Raw genomic sequence first — 20,860 nt, 5'->3', positions numbered from 1 at the left:
GGGTCAGTAGCCAAGGGCACAGCCGTCCTTCCTGGGATCCGATGCGCCGATCAGCACATCCCCGTCAAGGCGGATCGCCTGTGCGCCGCCAAGGGGCGTGTCGGGGACCACGACCTTGTGGCCCATCGCGGCCAGTTCCGCGCGGACGGTGTCGGAATAGCCGCGCTCGACCTCCATCCCCTCCGCGCCCGAGAAGCAGCGCGGGGCGTCGATCGCCGCTTGCAGGTCCATGCCGTAATCGACCAGATTGGTGACGAACCGTGCGTGGCCGCAGGGCTGGTAGGCGCCGCCCATGACGCCAAACGGCATCACTACGCGCCCGGTCTGACGCAGCATGCCCGGGATGATCGTGTGCATCGGGCGCTTGCCGCCACCGGCTTCGTTCGGGTGGCCTTCGGTCAGGGTGAAACCGGCCCCGCGGTTCTGGAAGTTGATCCCGAACTTCGTCGAGGCGAGACCCGACCCAAAGCCCCAGAAGATCGAATAGATCAGCGACACCGCCATCCGGTCGCGGTCGACGACGGTGATGTAGATCGTATCGCGGTGCACAGCCTCGGTCAGGGGGGCGGCCCCGGGCATCGCCTTTTTCGGGTCGATCAGCGCGGCAAGCTTCGCGGCGGTTTCGGGCGCCAGCATGTGGGCCAGGCGCGTCGTGTGGTCGGGGTCGGCGATGAACCGGTTGCGGGCATCGTAAGCCAGTTTCGTCGCCTCCGCCTCGATATGGGCCCGGGTCGTGCCGAACGGGTCCATCGAACCAAGGTCGAAGTGCTTGAGGATGTTGAGGAGAAGGATCGCCGTCGCGCCCTGGCCGTTCGGCGGATGCTCGACCAGTTCGATCCCCTGGTAGGGACCGGAAACCGGAGTGGTATAATCGCAGGCCGTCGCCGCAAGGTCATCAAGCGTATGGGTCCCGCCAAGGGACTGCAGCGAAGAAATCATGTCCTCGGCCACTTCGCCTTCGTAAAACCCGGCTCGGCCGTCGCGCGCGATGCGGCGCAGAACCTCGGCCTGCCCCGGGGCGCGGAACAGCTGACCCACAGTCGGGGCCTTGCCGCCGATGGTGTAGAAGTCACGCGCCGCCCCTTTCAGGCAGGGCAGGTCATCGGCCCAGTCAAAGGCCACGCGGGGGGCGACGGGAATGCCCTCCTCGGCATAGTGGATCGCCGGGGCCAGAACCTCGGCAAGGGATTTCAGGCCATAGTCGGCATTGAGGCGGCAGAAGGCGTCGATGGCGCCCGGCAGGGTGACGGCTTCGATCCCCTGGATCGGAACAGCGTCAAGGCCCCTTGCCCGCAGGTCGGCTGCCCGAAGCCCCGCCGGCGCGCGCCCAGAGCCGTTCAGCGCGATGATCTCTTCCGACCCGGGGGGCTTGAGGAGGACAAAGCAGTCGCCGCCTATTCCGGTCATCTGCGGCTCGGCGATACCAAGGACGAGGGCCCCGGCAATGGCCGCGTCCACCGCGTTGCCGCCGGATTTCAGCGTCTCGATGGCGACCTGTGCCGCGATAGGATGCGACGTCGCGCAGATGCCGTTTGCGGCATAGACCGCCGAGCGCCCTGGAAGATGCAGATCGCGTGCGCCCACCACAGGCGATTTCCGAAGGCTTCCGACACCTGAACTTGCCATATCGCTGTACTTCTCCTCCCCCTTTTCCCGGCAACCGTCCTGCCGGGCTTCGACCGACATGCGGCCAGACCCGAAGCTAGGCCGGGGAAGGGGGGAAGCCAAGGGGGAAGAACCCCTGGCGCCCGGTGAGAGTCGGACATCGGGTTGGGCGCCAGGGTGCGGCTTCTGCCACGGTGACAGCCTGTCCGTGATCCCGGGCCGCGAGTGTACACCTTCGTGGCAAGAGGACGACGATTGCCTTGCATTGGACCGATCAATCCCGGGGTGCGATGTTACTGTCAGCGCACCCCGCTTGACACCGGCCGGCGCAGGGTCTTGCGACCCTGCAGGGTCAGCGGCACGCCCACCGCATCGGCAACGATCGCATCTTCGCCCTAGCTACCGGTGGCAAGAACAAAGGCCAGCCGGTTCTGGCCATCCACCCGCGCATAGGCCAGATCGGCGCAGAGCGACCGGATCAAGTGCCAGCCGAACCCACCCTCCGGCAGGTCGTCGAGCGCAACGTAGGGACCGCAGGGCAACCGGCCCTCGGGCAGTTGGCCGCCCGGCATTTCGCGACCTTCATCCACGACAAGGCACCGCAAACCCCGAGGGTCACCATCGAGACGGATCTCCACCTTCCCCCCGGCTTCGGCATAGGCGTGTTCGGCCACGTTGTTCAGCACTTCCGCCAGTACAAGTTCGGCCATGCCGCGATCTTCGCCCCGAAGGCACGACAGCGGCGGACAGGTCAGCATCCCCTGCAGCGCCTGCCGGATGGAGACCGGATCGGCCTGGAACACCAGCGTCAGGCTGGATCGCCGAGGATCGTGGTCAGACACTGGCTGCGGAGGCAACGGCAACCTCTAGCGAGGGGTGGATGGTGAAGACAGTGTCCATGCGGGTCAGGCGGAACACTTTTTCCACGGTAGGTGTCAGGCTGGACAGTTCCAAAGCACGGTCCGGCCCCAGCAGTTTCTTCACCGCAACGATGGCCCCGAGACCCGAGGAGTCCAGAAACTGCACCCGCGCGAGGTCCAGCACAACCCGGGCCGGAGCATCCTTTGTGACGTCACGCATCCGTTCCTTGAACTGGATGGCCGTTGCAGCATCGATCCGGTCTTCCATCACCAGAACCGAAATCACCTTGGGTCTTGTCTGAGTCTTCAGTTGCATGGCCTTTTCCCTTGCTTGCCTTTTCAGCAAGATACGGGGCAAAGCATGAACAACTGGTAAGTGGCCGAGGGTCCGTCAGTTCAGCTGGAACGTCACCGGGTAGCGCCCATCCTCGAAATCGCCGAACAGGTCGCCCAGATCGGGGTGATCGACGGGCTCACCCGTTTCATCCGGGACCAGGTTCTGCTCGGACACATAGGCCACATAGTAGCTTTGGCCATTTTCGGCGAGCAGGTGGTAGAACGGCTGATCCTTCGAGGGGCGACTGTCTTCCGGGATGTTGTCGTACCATTCCTCGGTGTTCGAGAACATCGCGTCGACATCGAAGACGACACCACGAAACGGATGCTTCCTGTGACGAAGCACCTGCCCAATATGGTACTTGGCGTGCGTGGTCTGCATCGACGTCAGTCCCCCAGATTTTCTTTACGCCCTTGCATTCAGGCTGTCCACTTTACCGCGCTGCCTGCAGGGAAACAGTCTGTGGGCCAAGGCCCTACAGTCCTGCAAGCTCGCGACTTCTCGCGGGTTTCTGATCGGCAAGTCGGGCCTTCCCCATTTCATCCCGGCAGCGAATAGTCTAAACTTGTCGCAAAAGAAAAGTGCACGAGGGGCAGATGAGCAGGTTTCTCCGTGCGTCGCTGGTGGTTCTATGTCTGGCGTCCTGCGGGGGCGGGGGCAACTACTCGGCGCCGAGGCAGTTGGACGACGCATGCGCGATCCTGCGCGAGCGGCCGCAGTATCTGCGGGCGATGGAGCAGACCGAGCGGCGTTGGGGCATCCCGGTGCATGTCCAGATGGCGACGATCTACCAGGAATCGAAGTTCATCGGCAACGCGCGGACCCCGCACACCTTTGCCTTGGGCGTGATCCCGATGGGGCGGCAAAGCACGGCCTACGGCTACAGCCAGGCGCTGAACGCCACCTGGGAAGAGTACCAGAACAGCGCGGGCAGTCGTCGGGCCCAGCGCGACGACATCGGCGACGCGACCGATTTCATGGGCTGGTACATGGATGAATCCTCGCGGAGGCTCGGCATCTCCAAAGAGGACGCGGGCGCGCAGTATCTGGCCTATCACGAAGGCCGCACTGGCTATGTCAACCAGTCCTACCTGAACAAGCCCTGGCTGGTCGAAGTGGCCCAGAAGGTCGGATCGCGGGCCGAGATGTACCGCGAGCAGCTGGCCTACTGCCGCTGATCCGGGGACGCGGGGTCAGTTGCTCCGCGCCGCAGTCTCGGCGGTGATGTCGAACAGGCGCGCGCCAAGGTTGCCGCCCTTCTTCATCTCGCCCAGGATCACCGTTGTCTGGGCGCCCAGATCGTCAGTGATGACCCACTGCCGCAGCTCGACCGGGTTGGCGGTGAAGACCAGCTCGATGGAGCCGTATTCGGGGTTCTCGGGGTCCTGCGCCCGCACGCGGGTCGATGTCCCGTCCTCGGTATGGCCGACAACCATCTTCGCCCGCCCCAGGTCGATGTTCTGGGCCAAGATCAAGTTCAAGGGCGTCCGCTTCAGCGGGTATTGCTCGGGCGGCTGGTTCGATTTCGCGTCGAAGATCGCGACCTGCTGCCCCCCCGCGATGACCAGGCTGCGGTCAGGCGGCGCATATTCGAACCGCACGCGACCGGGGCGCTTGATGAAGATCTTGCCGGTCGAGATCGAGCCGTCGGAGTTCACCTGGGTGAAGTCAGATTCCACCGTCGTCAGCCCGTTCAGATAGTCCGAGATGGCAGACAGCGGAATCTTCTCGGCCAGGGCCGGAAGCGGGACCAGAAAGGCGAGCGGGGCCAGAAGGGCAAGGCGACGGTTCATGCGCCTCATATAGTCAAAGCGTGCGCCCGTTGCACCCCCATCGGCGGGGGCTCGCCGGGAATTGCCTTGGCCGTGATCCGTGGTGACGGGCGATCCCTGCGCCGGATTCGAATGCCCGAGAACAATCTTCGACTCTTGCAACACAATGCAGAGTATTATTGCGCTGTAGGCTTAAGACGTGGCCGATATCACCAAGAAATCCCGCCTTGCCCGCGATATCTTCCTCTCAGGATTTTCGCAATGGAGACGGGCATGAAGGTCGTGGTTCTTGGCGCAGGCGTGATCGGTGTCACTTCGGCCTGGTATCTGGCGCAAGCCGGTCACGAGGTCACCGTGATCGACCGCCAGCCCGCCCCGGCGCTGGAGACATCTTTCGCCAACGCGGGCGAGATCAGCCCCGGCTATGCCTCGCCCTGGGCGGCCCCGGGCATCCCGATGAAGGCGCTGAAGTGGCTGTTCATGGAACATGCCCCCCTGATCGTGCAGCCCAAGCCCGACTGGGCCAAGATCAGCTGGATGGCGCGGATGCTGATGAACTGTACCGCTGACGCCTATGTCGTGAACAAGTCGCGCATGGTCCGGCTGGCCGAATACAGCCGCGACTGCCTGATCCAGCTGCGGGCCGACACCGGGATCACCTATGACGAGCGGAGCCAGGGCACGCTCCAGCTGTTCCGCACCGAAAAGCAGGTCGCCGCGGCGGAAAAGGACATCGCGGTTCTCAATGCCGATGGCGTGCCATTCGAGGTGCTGGACGCCGATGCCTGTGTCGCCGCCGAACCCGGGCTGGCTGCCTCGCGCGGCAAGATCGCTGGCGGTCTGCGCCTTCCGGGCGACGAAACCGGCGATTGCTTCAAGTTCACCCAGAACCTGTCGCGGCTGGCCGAAGCGCAGGGTGTCACCTTCCGCTATGGCGTCAGCATCGACCGGTTGGAGGCGGAGGGCGGCCGTATCAGCGCGGTCCACACCTCGGAAGGCCGCGTGACGGCGGACGCTTTCGTGCTGGCGCTGGGGTCCTATTCCCCGATGCTGGTCCGCGAATTCGGGATCAAGCTCCCGGTCTATCCGGTCAAGGGCTACTCGATCACCGTTCCGATCGTGGAGGAGGCCCGCGCCCCGGTGTCGACGGTGATGGACGAGACCTACAAGATCGCCATCACCCGACTGGGCGATCGCATCCGCGTCGGCGGCATGGCCGAGATCGCGGGCTTTGACCACAGCCTCAAGGCCAAGCGGCAGGCAACCCTGACCCATTCGGTCGAGGACCTGTTCGGTGGCGCCGGCGACCAGAGCCGCGCCAGCTTCTGGACCGGCCTGCGCCCGATGACGCCCGACGGAACCCCGATCCTGGGCCGTTCTCCGATCGCAAACCTGTTCCTGAACACCGGCCACGGCACCCTGGGCTGGACGATGGCGGCAGGCTCTGGTCGCGTGCTGGCCGACATCGTCTCGGGTCGCCAGACCGAGATTGCCACCGCCGACCTCGGATACGCCCGCTACTTGCGCGGCCGTCGCCCGGCTCAACCCAAGGCCGACAAGGCTCTTCTGCCCGCCTGATCGCAGACGCGGTTTTGACGCCGTCGGGCAACATTATCGCGTGGATTGGGCGAAATCATCGATCAAGCAACTGGATTGCCGGGACATTTGCCCGCACACTGTCGAAAGGGCCGACGGGTCGGGGAAGACGGTCGTGAGTGGGGAACGCAACGGACTGATCGACTATGGCCGGTTTCTGGCCGCGCTCGGTATTGTCTGGTTTCACACCCAGGCGCCGGGCTCCCGCATTGCATATATCGCGCTGCCGTTCTTCCTGGTCCTTTTGTCGATGCCGTCCAGTTCCAGTCTGGCGACACGCGCAAAGCGGCTGTTGCTGCCCTTCGTGACCTGGTCGTTGGTCTTCGCCATGCTGAGCACCGCCTTGTCGCTGAAGAACCAGGCCCCCCCGTTCGACTGGTGGCGCTGGCACATGATCCTGTCGGGCACTTGGATCCACCTATGGTTCCTGCCCTTCGCCTTCCTCGCCGCGGTGGTGTCCCCCTGGCTCCGGCATCCATTGGCCTCGCTTGGGGCGGCGGTCCTGACCGCCACGCTGATGGTGCTGCACGGCAGCCCCGCCACTGTCCCCTTCGGCCAATGGGCTTTTGGCGCGATCCCCGTCTTTGTCGGCATCGCTTATTTCTCCTGGGGCTGGCGGCTGGCAGTCACCACGTTGTTCCTCAGCACGCTGATCCTGTTCGTCGGGCAACCGTCGCCGGACAACATCACAATCCTTGCAGGCACTGGTCTAGCGCTCTTGTTCCTGTCGAACCACCTGCCCACGACCGCGGCCTCGGATTGGTGTGCGCGGCTGTCGCTGTGGATCTATCTCTCGCATCCCCTGATGATCGTCATCGGCCAGTCTCTGCGGATCACCTACATCGAGCTTGGTCTCTTCTCGCTGGTGGGCAGCGTGATGCTGGCGCAGATCATCGAGACGGTTGTGCAGGCCTCGCGCAAGGGTCGACTGGAGTTCTAGGCTCTGACCTAGTGATTGTGGCGCGGCACCCCGCTGCCGATGCCGCGAATACCCTCGGCCGAGGCGAGCCCGGCGCCTTCCGACAGGGGCCTGACTTCCCTGCGGTAGATCCGCTGCCACGGCGTCTGGCTTTCGGGCACCGCAGGTACGCCCCCTGCCTTCCGCGCAACGATTTCGGCGTCGCTGACCAGCGCGTCGCAGCGCCCGGCTGCAAGGTCGATCCGGATGATGTCGCCGGTTCGCAGCCAGCTCAGCCCACCTCCAGCCGCGCTTTCGGGCGAGGCATGGACGATCGAAGGGCTGGCCGAGGTGCCTGACTGTCGCCCGTCGCCGATGGTCGGCAGGCTGGTTATCCCGGCCCGGATCAACGCATCGGGTGGCTGCATGTTCACCACTTCTGCCGAGCCGGGCCAGCCCAACGGACCTGCCCCGCGGATGACCAGGATCGAGTGGTCGTCGATGTTCAGCGAGGGATCGTTGATCCGCGCGTGGTAATCCTCGGCCCCGTCAAACACGACTACGCGGCCTTCGAACTGTCCTTCCCGCCCCGGAGTGGAAAGATAGCGGCTGCGGAACTCGTCCGAAATGACGCTGGTCTTCATGATCGCGAAGTCGAACAGATTGCCGGTCAGCACCTGGAACCCGGCGCGTTCCTTCAACGGCTCTTCAAAGGGCCGAATGACCTCGCGATCCGAAGCCACGCGGTCCCTCAGGTTCTCGCCAACGGTTGTGCCGGTCACCGTCATGCATGTCCCGTCGAGCTGCCCCGCGGACAGAAGCTCGTGCATGATGGCAGGCACCCCGCCCGCGCGGTGGAAGCGCTCGCCCAGGAATCGCCCGGCGGGTTGGACGTCGGCCAGCAGCGGAATGTCGTGGCCATGCACCTGCCAGTCCTGCGGGTCGAGCTTGACGCCAGCGTGATTGGCCATCGCAGAAAGGTGCGGCTGGGCGTTGGTCGACCCGCCAAGGGCAGAGTTGACCCGGATCGCATTCAGGAAGGCGGCCCGCGTGAGAATCATGCTGGGCCGCAGGTCCTCATGCACCAGTTCCACCGCCCGCCGCCCGGTGCGATAGGCCATCTGCCCGCGTTCCCGATAGGCCGCCGGGATCGCCGCGCAGCCGGTCAGCGACATGCCCAGCGCCTCGGCCATCGCGTTCATCGTGGACGCCGTGCCCATCGTGTTGCAGTGACCGACGGAAGGAGCGCTGTCCAACGCCGCCTGGAGGAACTCCTCCCGCGTGATTTCCCCCGCCGCATATTGCTGCCGACAGCGCCAGACCACGGTGCCCGATCCGGTGAGTTCCCCGCGCGAATGGCTGTCCAGCATCGGCCCGCCCGACAGGACGATGGCCGGAATGTCCACCGTCGAAGCCGCCATCAGCGCGGCGGGGGTGGTCTTGTCACAACCTGTCGTCAGGACCACGCCATCCAGCGGATAGCCGAACAGGATCTCCACCAGCCCCAGATAGGCCAGGTTGCGATCCAGCGCGGCGGTGGGGCGGCGGCAGTTTTCGAAGATCGGATGCATCGGGAATTCGATCGGGATGCCACCCGCATCGCGGATGCCCTCCTTGACTCGCACAGCCAGCTCTAGGTGGTGCCGGTTGCAGGGCGACAGGTCGCTGCCCGACTGAGCGATGCCGATGATCGGGCGCCCGGCCTGCAGCTCTTCGGGTGTCAGGCCGTAGTTCATGAACCGCTCAAGATACAGCGCGGCCAGGTCGATGTGGTCGGGGTTGTCGAACCAGTCCTGGCTGCGCAGGCGCCGCGTCATGCAAGAACCCCGCGCTTGGCAAGGTTCTCCATCAGGGCGCGCGTCCCGAAGGTCCAGGGATCGATCTCGTCGCAGGCGCGGACGGTGTTGACCAGCTTGCCCAGCGGGGCAGAGGCGATGGTCACCCGGTCGCCGCGATGGTGGGTAAAGCCCTGACCCGGAGCGTCCCGGTCCTTCGTCGGTGCGAACATCGTGCCCAGGTACAGCACGAACCCGTCAGGGTATTGGTGACTGCGGTTCAGCGTCTGCGCTGCGATATCCTCGGGCGGGCGCGAGATCTGGCCCATGTCGGAATGATCCTGCAACAGAAACCCGTCCTCTCCCCTGATCTCCAGCCCCACCCGCAGCGCCTTGACCGTTTCCAGGTCGAAACCGCCATCAAGCAGCCGGATGAACGGCCCGATGGCGGCCGAGGCATTGTTGTCCTTGGCCTTGCCGAGCAGCAGGGCCGAACGTCCCTCGACATCCCGCAGGTTGACGTCATTCCCAAGCGTCGCCCCGCAGATACGGCCCGTAGAGTTCACCGCCAGCACCACCTCGGGCTCTGGGTTGTTCCAGGCCGACTTCGCGTGAACGCCGATTTCCGCGCCACAGCCCACGGCGGCCATCGGCGGCGCCTTGGTAAAGACCTCGGCGTCCGGGCCGATCCCGACCTCCAGATACTGCGACCACATGCCTGCCGCCTGCAGCTTGGCCTTAACCGCCGCCGCCGTGTCTGAGCCAGGTTTCACCCCACGAAGCGAGCCGCCCAAGATGCCAGCCAGTTCATTCCGGATCGCCTCCGCCCGCGCTGGATCGCCCTTGGCGCGTTCCTCGATGACCCGTTCGATCATCGACCCAGCAAAGGTCACCCCCGCAGCCTTGATCGTCTGCAGATCGCAGGGTGCCAGCAGCCTGCCATGCCGCCCCGTCCCGTCGCCCAGGTTCAGGAACGCATCCAGTGGGCCAAGATAGGGATGCTCGCCCACCAGCCGCCCGGCCAGATCGTCAAGCTCCAGCAGGCCTGACATTGTCGGCGAAAGGGAGGTCAGGTCGTAGATCTCGCCCTCGCGGCACATCACTGGGCAGGGGCCGCCAACCACGTTTGACCAGACTCGTCCGACCAGCAGCGCATCGGGGTCGTCGGGCAGGATATCGGCAGCAGAAAGGTGTAGGGGCATTATTGGTCCTTGTTCAGCCAGTTTCGCGGTCGCCGCGCCCATAGATCAGAAGCATGACCACGATCACGACGCCATAGATGATCTGTCGCAGCGCCTCGGGCATCTGCATGATCGACAGGACCGAGTTCAGCAGCACGATCAGGATCACGCCGATCAGCGTGCCGACATAGCGCCCCGATCCACCCAGCACATTGGTCCCGCCCAGGACCACTGCGGCAATGGCAGGTAGCAGATAGGCGTTGCCCATCCCCTGATAGGCTTTCGCCGAATAGCCCGCCAGCATCACCCCCGCCAGTGCAGCGCACAGGGACGAGGCGACGAAGGCCCCAACGATCACCGGCCGGGTCCGGATGCCCGACAGGTAAGCCACGCGTTCCCGCGTGCCGATGGCATAGAGCGATCGGCCAAAGGCGGTGCGGGCCAGCAGGAAGGCGATCAGGACCGACACGGCCGCCCAGACATACAGGGCCACCGGAATGCCAAGAAACCGGTCCTTCGCCAGCGCCAGCATCAGCGGCGTCGCCTGATCCTGCGGCGCGAACCCTCCGGTCTGGGCGACAGTCACGCCGCGCAGCACCGTGTCCATCCCCAACGTGAAGATCATCGACGGTACCCGCAGCACCGCCGTCCCCGCCCCGTTGATCAGCCCCACTATCAGCCCGAAGGCCAGCGCCGCCGGGATCGCCCAAGGCCCGCCGATCGCCGTCCCGATCATCGCCGCCCCGGTCAGCGTCGCCGGGATCGACAGGTCGATATGTCCGGTCAAGATCACCAGCATCAGCCCCGCCGCGCAGATGCCCAGGAAGGACCCGATCTGCAATTGCTGCAACAGGTAGGTCGGCTGCAGCAGCGGTGCTGTGCCTTGGGTCGACAGGGTATACCCGGTGCCGATCAACAGGATCACCAGCGTGAACCCGGCAGCGATGACCAGCGGTTTGTCTTCGCTCTTGATCCTTGGGGCGGTCATCGGAACAGCTCCAGCCGGTTCTTGACCGAGAATGTCCGCCACGCCCCCGCACTGACCGCCAGCAACAGCACCAGCCCCTCGATCAGCGGCTGCAACAATGGCTCGATGTCCAGAATGCGGAAATAGAACGAGATCAGCCGCAGGATCAGCGCCCCGATCACCGACGCAATCGCCCCGCCGATCCCCCCCGCCAGCGCCGTGCCGCCCAGCACCACAGCGGCGATGGAGTTCAACGTATAGGCCCCCGCCTGCACCGTGTCGGCGTTCCCGGTCGAGGTCTGCAAGGCGAGGTACAGCCCCGCACAGGCCGAAAAGAACCCGGCCAGCGTGAAAGCCGCCAGTTTCGCCCGGTTGATCGGCAGGCCTGAGACATAAGCCGCCCCTTCCGCCGACCCGATGGCATAGATCGTGCGCCCGGTGACCGTGCGCTTGAACGGCAACCAAACCAGAGCCGCCACGCCGACCAGCAGGATCAGCGGCACCGGGATGTCGGCGAAGGGCCGGATCCACCAGGCCTCACCCCCGTCCGCGATCCCGTAGGTATCGGCGAAATCCCAGACGGTGTTGGTCAGCGCCCAGCCCAGATCGCCGTCCACATCGCCGCCCGGCTGCGGGCGCAGCAGCAGCGCCAGGCCAATCGCAATCGCCCCGGTCGCCAGTGTCGCAATGATCGGCTGCAACCTGCCATAGACAACGATCAGCCCGTTCATCAGGCCAAAGGCGGTGCCCGTGGCCAGCACTGCGACGATGCCGAAGGAAATCTCCAACGCCGACCCTGTTAGCAGGTAGGACGCCACACAGGCCGACAGCGTCATCACCGCGCCGACCGACAGGTCCAGGCCCCGCATCAGCACGGGCACGGTCTGTGCCATGGCGACAAAGGCGATTGCCACGGATTCGTTGGCATTCTGCACGAAGACCGCAGAAGAAAACCCGCGCGGATGCAACAGATTGTAGGTCAAAAACAGCGCCGCGAACAGCAGCAGCGCCCCGGCAAACCCCCGGTTCTGGGCAATCAGCCGACCCATCACGCCGCCGTCCCGATGTTCAGCGACGCGCCCACAATGGCCTCTTCGGTGATCGTCGAGCCCTCCAGTTCCCGCACCACCCGGCCGTCATACAGAACGATGACCCGGTCCGCGCAGCCGATCAGCTCGGCATAGTCCGAAGAGTAGAACAGGATCGATTTCCCCCCATCCGCCAGGTCCCGCATCATGCGGAAGATTTCCTGCTTTGTGCCCACGTCGATCCCCCGCGTGGGGTCGTTCATCAGGATGATGTCCGGCTCGGTCATCAGCCACTTGGCGATGACCACCTTCTGCTGGTTCCCGCCGGACAACGTTCGCACCGCGTCCGTCACGCTGCCCACCTTGATCTGCAACCGCGCGATCCCGTCCTGAACCGCCGCATCCAGCCGGGCAGGATTAATCACCCCCGACCGTGTGATCCGGTCAAAGGCCGCCGTCACCAGGTTGTCGGCAATCGACATGGGCAGCATCAAGCCTTCGGTTTTCCGATCCTCGGGGATCAACGCCACCCGGGGCTGCCCGGTCTTCGCGTCGACCGGTGAGGATGGCAGACCCCGCCCCCCCAACTCCACCTTGCCGCGCACGCCCTTCAGCACCCCGAACAGCGCCAGCAGCAGCTCTTTCTGCCCCTGACCGTCCAGCCCCCCGACCCCCAGGATCTCGCCCTTGCCAAGGCTCAGCGACACGCCCTTCAAGGCACTTTCCCACTCCAGCCCCTCGGCCTTCAGCACCGGCGGACGCACCACTGGCGCAGGCTTCGGCGGATACTTCGCCGTCACGTCCCGCCCGATCATCAGCCGCACGATCTCGGCATCCGTCCGCTCGCCTTTGGCAAAGGTCTCGATGTGGCGACCATTGCGGAACACCGACAGCCGGTCGCACAGGGCCTCGACCTCGTGCATCCGGTGGCTGATGAACAGGGTCGTGACCCCTTCCCCCGTCAGCTTGCCCAACAGGTCATAAACCGTCTGCACATCCTGCGCCGTCAGGGCGGAGGTCGCCTCGTCCAGGATCAGCACCTGCGGACCCCGCCCCAGCGCCTTGGCGATCTCCACCATCTGGCGGCGCGACAGCGACAGGTCACGGACCAGCGTTCGAGGGTCCACATCCTCGCACCGCACGCGCGCCAGCAACTCGGCGGCGCGCGACAGCTGTGCCTTGCGGTCGATCAGCCCGAACCGCCGGGGCGGCGCCGCGATCGAGATGTTGTCGGCGACCGAAAGGTCCGGGATCAGCGACAGCTCCTGAAACATGCAGACCACGCCTTGCGCCGTCGCGGCCGAGGGGGTCGAGAACCGCACCGGCTGGCCCTTAAGTCGCATTTCGCCGGCATCGGGCTGCACGACGCCCGAGATGATCTTGATCAGCGTCGACTTGCCTGCGCCGTTCTCTCCCAGAATGGCATGGACCGACCCGCGCTGGGCCGCGAAATCCACGCCCTCCAGCGCGCGAATCCCGGCATAGGATTTCGAGATGCCGCGCAGGTCGATGATCGGGGTCGTCATGCTGTGCCTTCAAGATAGGTGGCGGCCCCCGCAGGGAGCACGGGGGCCGCCGGCAACTTCAGTTCACGTCCGATTCGTCCTTGGCCATGATGGCCGGACCCGAGATGTTCACGCCACAGGGCGGAAACTCGTTGACCGTGAAGAAGTTGTCCGGAAGGTCGGACCAGAAGTTCTTCCCGTCCTCCAAAGTGGTGTAGTCGGCGACCGGCAGCGGGACCGAGATCAGCTGCGGCATCGGGTTGCCTTCCAGCGCCGAGATGGCGGCCTTCATCGCAACCGCCACCAGACCTGGAGACTGCCCGATGGAGATTCCCTTCAGCCCCGCATCCTTGTATTCGGCAATCGCCTTGCGGAATCCGTTCTCGGATTCACCGGCAACCGGAACCCACGGGTGCCCTGCGTCCTTCATCGCCTGGATCACGCCGTTCGATCCGCCCTGTCCGACAATCGCCGCGAACTGGCCATGCACGGCGATGGCGTCGGCCACCACCTTCTGCGTGGTGCCGTCATCCCAGTTGCCGACGACCGATACCACTTCCCACTTGCCGCCACTGGCCGCGATCACTTCGTTGATCCCGATGGACCGGTCCCGGTCGACCGAGTTGCCGGGCAAGCCTCGCACCTCAAGGATCTTGCCTTCGGTCACGCCGGCCGCCGCCAGTTCCTTCATGGCGAACTCGGCCCACATCCGGCCCATGGCCAGCTGGTCCTCGTTCACCTGCATGACGGCGTCGGTGTCCAGCACGTTGTCGAAGGGCACCAGCACGACATTATTCTTGTCGGCCAGCCGGATCACCCGGTCGAACCCGTCGGGCGCGACCGCGATGGTGACGATGGCGTCATAGCCCTGGTTGATGAAGTCCTCGATGGCCCCCAGCTGGGCAGGGGCATCGGTGCCGGTCGACACAACCTTGAACTCGGCGATCTTGTCCTTGATTGCCGGGTCCTCGGCATAGGCCTTGGCGGTCTTGATCATCTGGATGCGCCAGGTGTTGCCGACGAAGCCGTTCACGATGGCGATCTTGTAGGGGCCCTCTTTCGCGGGCCACTGCATGTACTTGGTGTCTGCCGACCAGGGCGCAAAGCACTCGGGCTCGGCCCCGGGTCCGGCGACGATCTCGGGTCCTGCCCAGACCGCCGTCGAGGTCAGCATCGATGTCGCCAATACGGCGGCAAGGGAAATTTTCAGTTTCATGACGTCCTCCCAGATGTCGTTGTTCGTTCCTCTGCGGGGCTTTGCCCTTCTGGTCTTGTCGTGCTCTGAACCGGCCTTATTCCTCCTCGAAGGTCGACAGCCCGGCCCTCAGATGCGTGCGCATCAGGTACTGGAAGGCGAGAGCATCCCGCCGTTCCAGCGCGTCCAGAATTGCCTGATGCTCACGGTAGGTTTCGCCCTCGATGATCCGGCGCGTCTTGCCGCGCTGCATGATGCGCAGGATCACCGGGGTCATGATCCGGTAGATGTCCAGGATCGACTTGTTGCCGATCAGCGTGACCAGCCGGGTGTGGAGCCGCAGGTCCTGCTCCGACGCTTCGATCACGCTTTTCGCACGCACCATTTCGCGGTTGATCTCGCGCAGTTCGATCAGGTTTTCGGGCGTGACCGCCGCGAAGATCTGGGTAACCGACCCCGTTTCGATCAGCTCGCGAAAGCCCTGGATGTCATCGAAGGTCTGGCGCGAGATTTCGGTGACGTTGAACGCGAACAGGTCGAAGGCCCGGTTCATGCGCTGGTCGACAATCGTGGCACCGACCTTCGGGCGCACTTCGACCACGCCGAAGGCTTTCAGCATCCGCATCGCCTCGCGCACCGTATTCCGGCTGGAGTTGAAGCGTTCACACAACTCGCGCTCGGTCGGCAGCTTGTCCCCGACCTTCAGTCCGCCCTCGACGATCATCGCACGGATCTGGGCCAGAACCGCATCCACTGCCGAGCTGCTTTCGCTCTCGGTCTCGTCCTCGTCACTGACGTTTCGGGTGATGGGCATCGGTCGCGACTCATTTGTTGGACCAAGAATCAACTTGTCTGACAAATAAAGTCAATAGAAAAGCCGCTTCGGAGGCCGAGCCCGGACTTTGGAAGGACAAATGACGCTAAAGGGCAAAACGGCCCGGCCATCCGATCCGGATGCCGGGCCGCCAAATCTCAGTTCACCGAAGGCTCAGCTGTGGACGATCTTCGTGCCCAGAACGTTGAGGCACTCACGCATGAAGGCCGCCAGACCGGTCCAGCCCTTGGCCGAAACCATCGTGCCGTCGACATAGGCCTCGGTCGGCTTCACGTCGATATAGGTGCCGCCCGCGAGGATGACTTCGGGTTCGCAGGCACCCAGGGCGGCGACCTTCTTGCCGCGCACCACGCCATCCACGGCGACCAGGATCTGCACCCCGTGACAGATGGTGAAGATCGGCTTCTTCGTCTCATGAAAATGCCGGACCATTGCCTGGATGCGCTTGTCGGTACGGATGTACTCGGGCCCGCGCCCGCCCGCACAATAGACGGCGTCATACTGGTCCAGCTGCTTCTCGGCCTCCGAGAAGGTCTTGTTGATGTCGGCGAAGTGGCCGAAGCGTTCGATATAGGTCTGGTGGCCTTCGAAGTCGTGCAGGCTGGTCTGGATCTTGTCGCCGGCCTTCTTGTCGGGGCAAACGACATGGACGGTATGACCGACCGCCTCCATCCCTTGCTGGAAGACGAAAATTTCGTACTCCTCGGTGAACTCGCCCGTAAGCATCAGAATCTTCTTGCCGGCCATTGTCTTCTCCTCCGTGGTGACGTGCGTCGATCAGCTGTATAGGCGACGCAGATGGTTGGGGCCGCAGCCCGATCTTGGCCTATTCGAAGGCCGGTAGCAGGCGGTCATGTGACCGCTGGATATGGTCGCGCATGGCCTGAGCCGCCGCTTCGGGGTCGCGGTTGCGGAAGGCGACAAGCAGGCGTTCGTGCTCGTCCAGCGCTTCGGCCGTGACGCGGGCGTGGAACATCAGGCGAAAGATGTGCAGGTGCACATGCTGCCCGGACAAAGCCTGCCGCATGACGTTGTTCCCGCCGATCCGCAGGATGGCGTCATGGAAATGCGCGTCGGCCCGGGCAAAGCGGGAATAACGGCTGTTGCGGTCGACCGGAGGGGCACCGTTCTGCATGTCGGCGGCGGCGGCCTCGATCTCGGCCAGGGACTCGGGCGTCATGTTCCGGGCTGCAAGTCGGGCGGCTTCGGGTTCCAGCAGCAGGCGGAATTCGTAAAGATCGTCGAACTGCTTGCGCGTCAGCTGGGGCGCGGCGGAATAGCCAATCAGATGCGCCTTGCGCACCAGGCCCTCACGCTCCAGACGGCTCAGGGCCTCACGCACGGGAGTCTGCGAAATGTCCAGTTCGCGCGCCAGGACGTCGATGGCGATCCGTGCGCCCGGGGCGATCGCCAGCGACATCAGCCGTTCGTAGATGTTGTCATAGACCCCATCCACCATGCTGACCGGGCGCAAGCTGACCTGCCGTCTGTCCTCTTCCGCCGCGAGTGCCATCCGCCCACCATCTTTGCTTGACTCTGCGCAATCGGTCGCAAATATCCTATCGCATGTCAAATCGTTTATCGTATACGATCTGATATTGGCGCACTCCGCGCACATCGACCAGGGGGAAAAGGGACCAATGCAGCACTTCGCCATCATCCGGTCCCCGCGCGAAATCCTGTTCGGGTCGGGGCAACGGCATGCCCTTCCGGCGGTGGCAAAGCGCCTGGGCACACGGGCCCTTGTGGTGACCGATGCGCGGCTGGCCGGTGATCCGACGTTTCAGGCCATGATCGCCGCCCTTTGCGATGCCGGGCTGACGGTCCGGATCGACGCCAGCACCCTTCCCGACGTACCTGTCTCTTCGGCCATCGCCGCAGCCGACACGCAACTCGACTTTGCGGCTGACCTGGTGATCGGCATCGGCGGCGGGTCCTGCCTCGACATGGCCAAGTGCATGGCACTGCTCCTCACCCACGGCGGCCGCCCGCAGGACTATTATGGCGAGCTTCGCGTCCCCGGCCCCATCCTGCCTCTGATTGCCGTTCCGACCACGGCGGGCACTGGGTCAGAGGCGACTCCCGTCGCGGTGCTTTCTGATTCCGAGCGGACACTGAAGGTCGGCATCTCCTCCCCGCACTTGATCCCCGTCGCGGCGATCTGCGACCCCGACCTCACGCTGACCTGCCCACCCGCCCTGACCGCGATTGCCGGTGCCGACGCCCTGACGCATGCCATCGAAGCCTTCACCGCCATTCGCCGCGCGCCCACCCCTGACCTCGCGCAAGAGCGGGTCTTCGTTGGCAAGAACCTGACATCCGACCACTTCGCCCTGCGCGCGATCGCCCTTCTGGCCGAGGGGCTAGAGGCCGCCTGCACCAATGGCGCGGACGCCGATGCCCGCGGCAAGGTCATGCTGGGCGCAACACTGGCCGGGTTGGCCTTCGGCGTCGCTGGCACGGCGGCGGCCCACGCCATCCAGTACCCCATCGGCGCACTGACCCACACGCCGCACGGCACCGGAGTCGCCTGCCTGATGCCCTATGTCATGGCCTGGAACGCCCCGGCCATCGGACCCGAACTGACAGAGATCGCCCGCGCCATGGGCCTGTCGCGCGCCGACCAGGTGATCCCAGCCATCTCGGCGCTGTTCCTCCGCATCGGCATCCCGCCCACCCTGCGCGACTTGGGGCTAAAGGAAGACCGTCTCGATTGGGTCGCCGCGCAGTCGCTTGGCATCGCCCGCCTGATCCAGAACAACCCCCGCCCGCTGTCCCCTGCCGACATGCGCCTCCTTCTGCGCGCGGCCTATGACGGCACCCCCGCCCTGATCTCACACGAGGCGACCGCATGACCCTTGACGCCGCACCCATCGACTACGCCGATCCTGATCTGCATGCCAAGGGCCTGTGGATCGGTGGCCGCTGGCTTTCCGGCCGTGGTATCCCCGTCACCGACCCCTCGACCGGCCAGACCTTGGCCGAAGTCGCTGATGCCGGCCTCGCCGAGGCGCAGGCTGCGATCGACGCAGCCGAAGCCGCCGCTGCAGGCTGGCGCGCAACGCCACACCGCCAGCGTTCCGAAATCCTGCGCCGGATGTTCATCCGGATGACCGAAGAGGCTGAAGCCCTCGCCCGGCTCATCTCGCTAGAGAACGGCAAGGCCCTCAGCGATGCGCGCGGCGAAGTGGCCTATGCCGCCGAGTTCTTCCGCTGGTATGCCGAAGAAGCGACCCGCATCCCGGGCGAGTTCCGCCGCACGCCTTCCGGCTCGCACAACATCCTTGTCGATCACGAACCCATCGGCATCTCGCTCCTCATCACCCCATGGAATTTCCCCGCCGCGATGGCGACCCGCAAGATCGGCCCCGCCCTGGCCGCAGGCTGCACGGTCATTCTGAAACCCGCCTCGGAAACCCCGCTGACCGCCTACGCCATGGCCCGCCTTGCGGAGGAGGCTGGCGTGCCCCCCGGTGTCATCAACGTGCTGACCACGACCCAACCCGGCCCGGTCACAGCTGCCATCCTCGCCGACCCGCGCGTCCGCAAGCTCTCCTTCACCGGCTCCACCGGCGTCGGCCGCACCCTTCTGGCTGAGGCCGCAAAGACCGTGGTCAGCTGCTCAATGGAACTGGGCGGTAACGCACCTTTCCTCGTCTTCGACGACGCCGACCTGAGCGTCGCCCTCGACGGCGCCATGGTCGCCAAGATGCGCAACGCGGGCGAGGCCTGCACCGCCGCCAACCGCTTCTACGTCCAGGACGGCATCCACGACGCCTTCGTGGCAGGGCTCGCCAGCCGCATGGCCGCGCTCAAGGTCGGTCCCGGCACCGATCCTGCCACACAATGCGGCCCGATGATCACCCGCAAGGCCGTCCAGAAGATCGACCGTCTGGTCCGCGACGCGGTTGACCGGGGCGCACGCATCGTCACCGGCGGAAGCCCTCCCGCAGCGGACGGCTTCTACTACCCGCCCACCGTCTTGACCCACGTTCCCCCCGACGCCCCGATCGCGCAGGAGGAAATCTTCGGCCCCGTCGCTCCGGTCTACCGGTTCCAGACCGAAGAGCAGGCCCTCCGCCTGGCCAATGCTACCGAATACGGCCTTGCCGCCTATGTCTACACGACCGACCTCACCCGCGCCTTCCGGGTGTCACGCGGGATCGAGGCGGGCATGATCGGCCTCAACCGTGGCCTGATGTCCGATCCTGCCGCGCCCTTCGGCGGCGTCAAGCAAAGCGGGCTTGGCCGCGAAGGTGGGGTCACCGGCATCCTTGAATTCATGGAGCCCAAGTACCTTGCAATTGACTTCTGACCCACCGCTCCTGCGCCGGGGAGGCGTGATGGCCGCCAGAGACCCCTACCGCATCCGCAGCTTCGTCCCCGACTTCGACGCGATCTCGGCCGAGATCGCCGCCCGCAGTCGCGCCCTGGCCGCACGGTCGATGATGTGGCTGGGAAGCCCCTACGGCACAGGTCCGCGCGAACGGATGGACATTCTGTTGCCGCCAAACCTGCGGCATGGGGCACCGATTCACATGTTCGTCCACGGCGGCTATTGGCGCTCCGGCGACAAGGCGGACTACACCTGCGTCGCCGCTCCGGTGCTGGCGGCTGGGGGGATCGCCGCGGTTGTGGAATACGATCTGATGCCCGGCACAAGGTTGCCGGTGCTGGTCGATCAGATCCGCCGCGCCGCTGCCTGGGTAGCCTCACAGGCGCGCAATCTTGGTGCCGACCCTGCGCGGCTGACAGTCAGCGGCCATTCCGCAGGCGCGCATCTCGCCTCATACCTTGCCGCAACGGGACCAAGTGACCAGCACCCCCCCTCGACGCCGGTCGCAGGGTTTCTGCTCCTCAGCGGGATCTATGACCTGTCCGACATTCCCGCCAGCTTCCTGAAGGACGAAGCCCGGATGACCCAGGCCGAAGCTGCCGCCTGGTCGCCCCTGACCGCGCATCAGCACTGCGGCCCACGGCGCATCGTCGCCCTTGGGGCGGACGAGACGCCCCCGTTCCACAGTCAGGCCGCGCGCCTGCACCGCCGGTTTGCTGCGGCCGGGATCGCCAGCGATCTCATGCTGCTTCCCGGCCTCAACCACATGAACGTGGTCCTGGACCTCGCCGATCCCGGCCAGCCCCTTGGCCAGGCGCTGGCCGATCTGGTGCAATCCGCCCGATAGACGTTACAAATTCAGCCCGACCCACGCCCCATTCCGTTCGGACGACCTGACGCAGGCATCGACGAATGCGACGCCTTCGAGGCCTTCCCTCAGGCCGGGGAATGTGGTGCCGTCGGGGACGGG

General features: G+C 65.1%; 20 protein-coding genes. 6 read left to right on the top strand and 14 right to left on the bottom strand.

The features are described from left to right. Window positions 1-3 precede the first annotated feature (3 nt). The 4 genes from E8M84_RS00100 to hspQ all read right to left on the bottom strand — a co-directional run bounded on the left by E8M84_RS00100 (window position 4) and on the right by hspQ (window position 3,183). Window positions 4-1,584: a gamma-glutamyltransferase family protein gene (locus E8M84_RS00100; RefSeq protein WP_240790248.1), complete on the bottom strand. Its 1,581-nt coding sequence runs from the start codon at window positions 1,582-1,584 to the stop codon at window positions 4-6. A 416-nt stretch (window positions 1,585-2,000) separates the two neighbouring features. Then, on the bottom strand, window positions 2,001-2,447 hold the full coding sequence (locus E8M84_RS00095; protein ID WP_240790247.1) for an ATP-binding protein: 447 nt from the start codon (window positions 2,445-2,447) through the stop codon (window positions 2,001-2,003). Further along, a complete protein-coding gene (locus E8M84_RS00090; RefSeq protein WP_137109146.1) occupies window positions 2,440-2,781 on the bottom strand; it encodes an STAS domain-containing protein in 342 nt (113 codons plus the stop codon). The genes E8M84_RS00095 and E8M84_RS00090 overlap by 8 nt, the downstream gene beginning before the upstream one ends. A gap of 75 nt (window positions 2,782-2,856) precedes the next feature. Then, on the bottom strand, window positions 2,857-3,183 hold the full coding sequence (hspQ, locus tag E8M84_RS00085) for a heat shock protein HspQ (RefSeq protein ID WP_137109145.1): 327 nt from the start codon (window positions 3,181-3,183) through the stop codon (window positions 2,857-2,859). Between the two features lie 215 nt (window positions 3,184-3,398). Here hspQ and E8M84_RS00080 point away from each other — a divergent pair, with 215 nt between their 5' ends. Next, complete coding sequence (locus E8M84_RS00080) at window positions 3,399-3,980, top strand: lytic transglycosylase (RefSeq protein WP_137109144.1); 582 nt, start codon at window positions 3,399-3,401, stop codon at window positions 3,978-3,980. A 15-nt stretch (window positions 3,981-3,995) separates the two neighbouring features. On the opposite strand, the gene E8M84_RS00075 is transcribed toward E8M84_RS00080, so the two are convergent. Further along, on the bottom strand, window positions 3,996-4,604 hold the full coding sequence (locus tag E8M84_RS00075; RefSeq protein ID WP_137109143.1) for an outer membrane lipoprotein carrier protein LolA: 609 nt from the start codon (window positions 4,602-4,604) through the stop codon (window positions 3,996-3,998). Between the two features lie 243 nt (window positions 4,605-4,847). Here E8M84_RS00075 and E8M84_RS00070 point away from each other — a divergent pair, with 243 nt between their 5' ends. Together E8M84_RS00070 and E8M84_RS00065 are read left to right on the top strand one after the other, a co-directional pair. Continuing rightward, entirely contained in the window at window positions 4,848-6,152 is a 1,305-nt protein-coding gene (locus tag E8M84_RS00070) for a D-amino acid dehydrogenase (RefSeq protein WP_137109142.1), read from the top strand. A 133-nt stretch (window positions 6,153-6,285) separates the two neighbouring features. Continuing rightward, window positions 6,286-7,110, top strand: a complete 825-nt coding sequence (locus tag E8M84_RS00065; RefSeq protein WP_137109141.1) for an acyltransferase family protein — start codon at window positions 6,286-6,288, stop codon at window positions 7,108-7,110. A gap of 8 nt (window positions 7,111-7,118) precedes the next feature. Here the strand turns inward: E8M84_RS00065 and E8M84_RS00060 are convergent, their stop codons facing one another. The 9 genes from E8M84_RS00060 to E8M84_RS00020 form a co-directional block, all read right to left on the bottom strand. Next, window positions 7,119-8,885 (bottom strand): IlvD/Edd family dehydratase, encoded by a 1,767-nt coding sequence (locus E8M84_RS00060; protein WP_137109140.1) that lies wholly within the window; start codon window positions 8,883-8,885, stop codon window positions 7,119-7,121. Then, complete coding sequence (locus E8M84_RS00055) at window positions 8,882-10,045, bottom strand: fumarylacetoacetate hydrolase family protein (protein WP_137109139.1); 1,164 nt, start codon at window positions 10,043-10,045, stop codon at window positions 8,882-8,884. The genes E8M84_RS00060 and E8M84_RS00055 overlap by 4 nt, the downstream gene beginning before the upstream one ends. Window positions 10,046-10,058: 13 nt before the next feature. Then, window positions 10,059-11,012: an ABC transporter permease gene (locus E8M84_RS00050; RefSeq protein WP_137109138.1), complete on the bottom strand. Its 954-nt coding sequence runs from the start codon at window positions 11,010-11,012 to the stop codon at window positions 10,059-10,061. After that, a complete protein-coding gene (locus E8M84_RS00045) occupies window positions 11,009-12,040 on the bottom strand; it encodes an ABC transporter permease (RefSeq protein ID WP_137109137.1) in 1,032 nt (343 codons plus the stop codon). The genes E8M84_RS00050 and E8M84_RS00045 overlap by 4 nt, the downstream gene beginning before the upstream one ends. After that, entirely contained in the window at window positions 12,040-13,545 is a 1,506-nt protein-coding gene (locus tag E8M84_RS00040; protein ID WP_137109136.1) for a sugar ABC transporter ATP-binding protein, read from the bottom strand. Before E8M84_RS00040 ends, E8M84_RS00045 begins: the two co-directional genes overlap by 1 nt. Before the next feature lie 58 nt (window positions 13,546-13,603). Continuing rightward, window positions 13,604-14,740, bottom strand: coding sequence for a sugar ABC transporter substrate-binding protein (locus tag E8M84_RS00035; protein WP_137109135.1), 1,137 nt, complete (start codon window positions 14,738-14,740; stop codon window positions 13,604-13,606). A 76-nt stretch (window positions 14,741-14,816) separates the two neighbouring features. Further along, a complete protein-coding gene (locus E8M84_RS00030; RefSeq protein WP_137109134.1) occupies window positions 14,817-15,533 on the bottom strand; it encodes a FadR/GntR family transcriptional regulator in 717 nt (238 codons plus the stop codon). Between the two features lie 174 nt (window positions 15,534-15,707). Beyond that, a complete protein-coding gene (locus tag E8M84_RS00025) occupies window positions 15,708-16,301 on the bottom strand; it encodes a DJ-1/PfpI family protein (protein WP_137109133.1) in 594 nt (197 codons plus the stop codon). A gap of 79 nt (window positions 16,302-16,380) precedes the next feature. After that, the gene (locus E8M84_RS00020; protein WP_137109132.1) at window positions 16,381-17,067 is read right to left on the bottom strand and encodes a GntR family transcriptional regulator; all 687 of its coding nucleotides are present in this window, start codon (window positions 17,065-17,067) and stop codon (window positions 16,381-16,383) included. 127 nt (window positions 17,068-17,194) lie between these two features. On the opposite strand from E8M84_RS00020, the gene E8M84_RS00015 reads away from it, so the two are divergent. From E8M84_RS00015 to E8M84_RS00005, 3 genes are read left to right on the top strand one after another with little or no spacing between them, the layout of a single operon-like run. Next, entirely contained in the window at window positions 17,195-18,409 is a 1,215-nt protein-coding gene (locus E8M84_RS00015) for an iron-containing alcohol dehydrogenase (RefSeq protein WP_137109131.1), read from the top strand. Further along, window positions 18,406-19,869 (top strand): NAD-dependent succinate-semialdehyde dehydrogenase, encoded by a 1,464-nt coding sequence (locus E8M84_RS00010; RefSeq protein ID WP_137109130.1) that lies wholly within the window; start codon window positions 18,406-18,408, stop codon window positions 19,867-19,869. The genes E8M84_RS00015 and E8M84_RS00010 overlap by 4 nt, the downstream gene beginning before the upstream one ends. A 28-nt stretch (window positions 19,870-19,897) precedes the next feature. Continuing rightward, on the top strand, window positions 19,898-20,737 hold the full coding sequence (locus E8M84_RS00005; protein WP_137109129.1) for an alpha/beta hydrolase: 840 nt from the start codon (window positions 19,898-19,900) through the stop codon (window positions 20,735-20,737). Window positions 20,738-20,860 lie beyond the last annotated feature (123 nt).

Origin of the sequence: Rhodobacter sp. SY28-1 (assembly GCF_005222785.1) — a bacterium.
In the GTDB taxonomy this organism is placed as follows: domain Bacteria; phylum Pseudomonadota; class Alphaproteobacteria; order Rhodobacterales; family Rhodobacteraceae; genus Tabrizicola.
Note: the sequence above shows the minus strand (reverse complement) of the source record. Positions and strands in the feature narration are given on the sequence as shown.

What these genes read in the sequence shown, in the direction of transcription:
- E8M84_RS00090 (WP_137109146.1), bottom strand. Translation starts at nt 2,781, where the DNA reads ATGCAACTGAAGACTCAGACAAGACCCAAGGTGATTTCGGTTCTGGTG.
- hspQ (WP_137109145.1), bottom strand. Translation starts at nt 3,183, where the DNA reads ATGCAGACCACGCACGCCAAGTACCATATTGGGCAGGTGCTTCGTCAC.
- E8M84_RS00080 (WP_137109144.1), top strand. Translation starts at nt 3,399, where the DNA reads ATGAGCAGGTTTCTCCGTGCGTCGCTGGTGGTTCTATGTCTGGCGTCC.
- E8M84_RS00075 (WP_137109143.1), bottom strand. Translation starts at nt 4,604, where the DNA reads ATGAGGCGCATGAACCGTCGCCTTGCCCTTCTGGCCCCGCTCGCCTTT.
- E8M84_RS00070 (WP_137109142.1), top strand. Translation starts at nt 4,848, where the DNA reads ATGAAGGTCGTGGTTCTTGGCGCAGGCGTGATCGGTGTCACTTCGGCC.
- E8M84_RS00060 (WP_137109140.1), bottom strand. Translation starts at nt 8,885, where the DNA reads ATGACGCGGCGCCTGCGCAGCCAGGACTGGTTCGACAACCCCGACCAC.
- E8M84_RS00055 (WP_137109139.1), bottom strand. Translation starts at nt 10,045, where the DNA reads ATGCCCCTACACCTTTCTGCTGCCGATATCCTGCCCGACGACCCCGAT.
- E8M84_RS00050 (WP_137109138.1), bottom strand. Translation starts at nt 11,012, where the DNA reads ATGACCGCCCCAAGGATCAAGAGCGAAGACAAACCGCTGGTCATCGCT.
- E8M84_RS00045 (WP_137109137.1), bottom strand. Translation starts at nt 12,040, where the DNA reads ATGGGTCGGCTGATTGCCCAGAACCGGGGGTTTGCCGGGGCGCTGCTG.
- E8M84_RS00040 (WP_137109136.1), bottom strand. Translation starts at nt 13,545, where the DNA reads ATGACGACCCCGATCATCGACCTGCGCGGCATCTCGAAATCCTATGCC.
- E8M84_RS00035 (WP_137109135.1), bottom strand. Translation starts at nt 14,740, where the DNA reads ATGAAACTGAAAATTTCCCTTGCCGCCGTATTGGCGACATCGATGCTG.
- E8M84_RS00030 (WP_137109134.1), bottom strand. Translation starts at nt 15,533, where the DNA reads ATGCCCATCACCCGAAACGTCAGTGACGAGGACGAGACCGAGAGCGAA.
- E8M84_RS00025 (WP_137109133.1), bottom strand. Translation starts at nt 16,301, where the DNA reads ATGGCCGGCAAGAAGATTCTGATGCTTACGGGCGAGTTCACCGAGGAG.
- E8M84_RS00020 (WP_137109132.1), bottom strand. Translation starts at nt 17,067, where the DNA reads ATGGCACTCGCGGCGGAAGAGGACAGACGGCAGGTCAGCTTGCGCCCG.
- E8M84_RS00015 (WP_137109131.1), top strand. Translation starts at nt 17,195, where the DNA reads ATGCAGCACTTCGCCATCATCCGGTCCCCGCGCGAAATCCTGTTCGGG.
- E8M84_RS00010 (WP_137109130.1), top strand. Translation starts at nt 18,406, where the DNA reads ATGACCCTTGACGCCGCACCCATCGACTACGCCGATCCTGATCTGCAT.
- E8M84_RS00005 (WP_137109129.1), top strand. Translation starts at nt 19,898, where the DNA reads ATGGCCGCCAGAGACCCCTACCGCATCCGCAGCTTCGTCCCCGACTTC.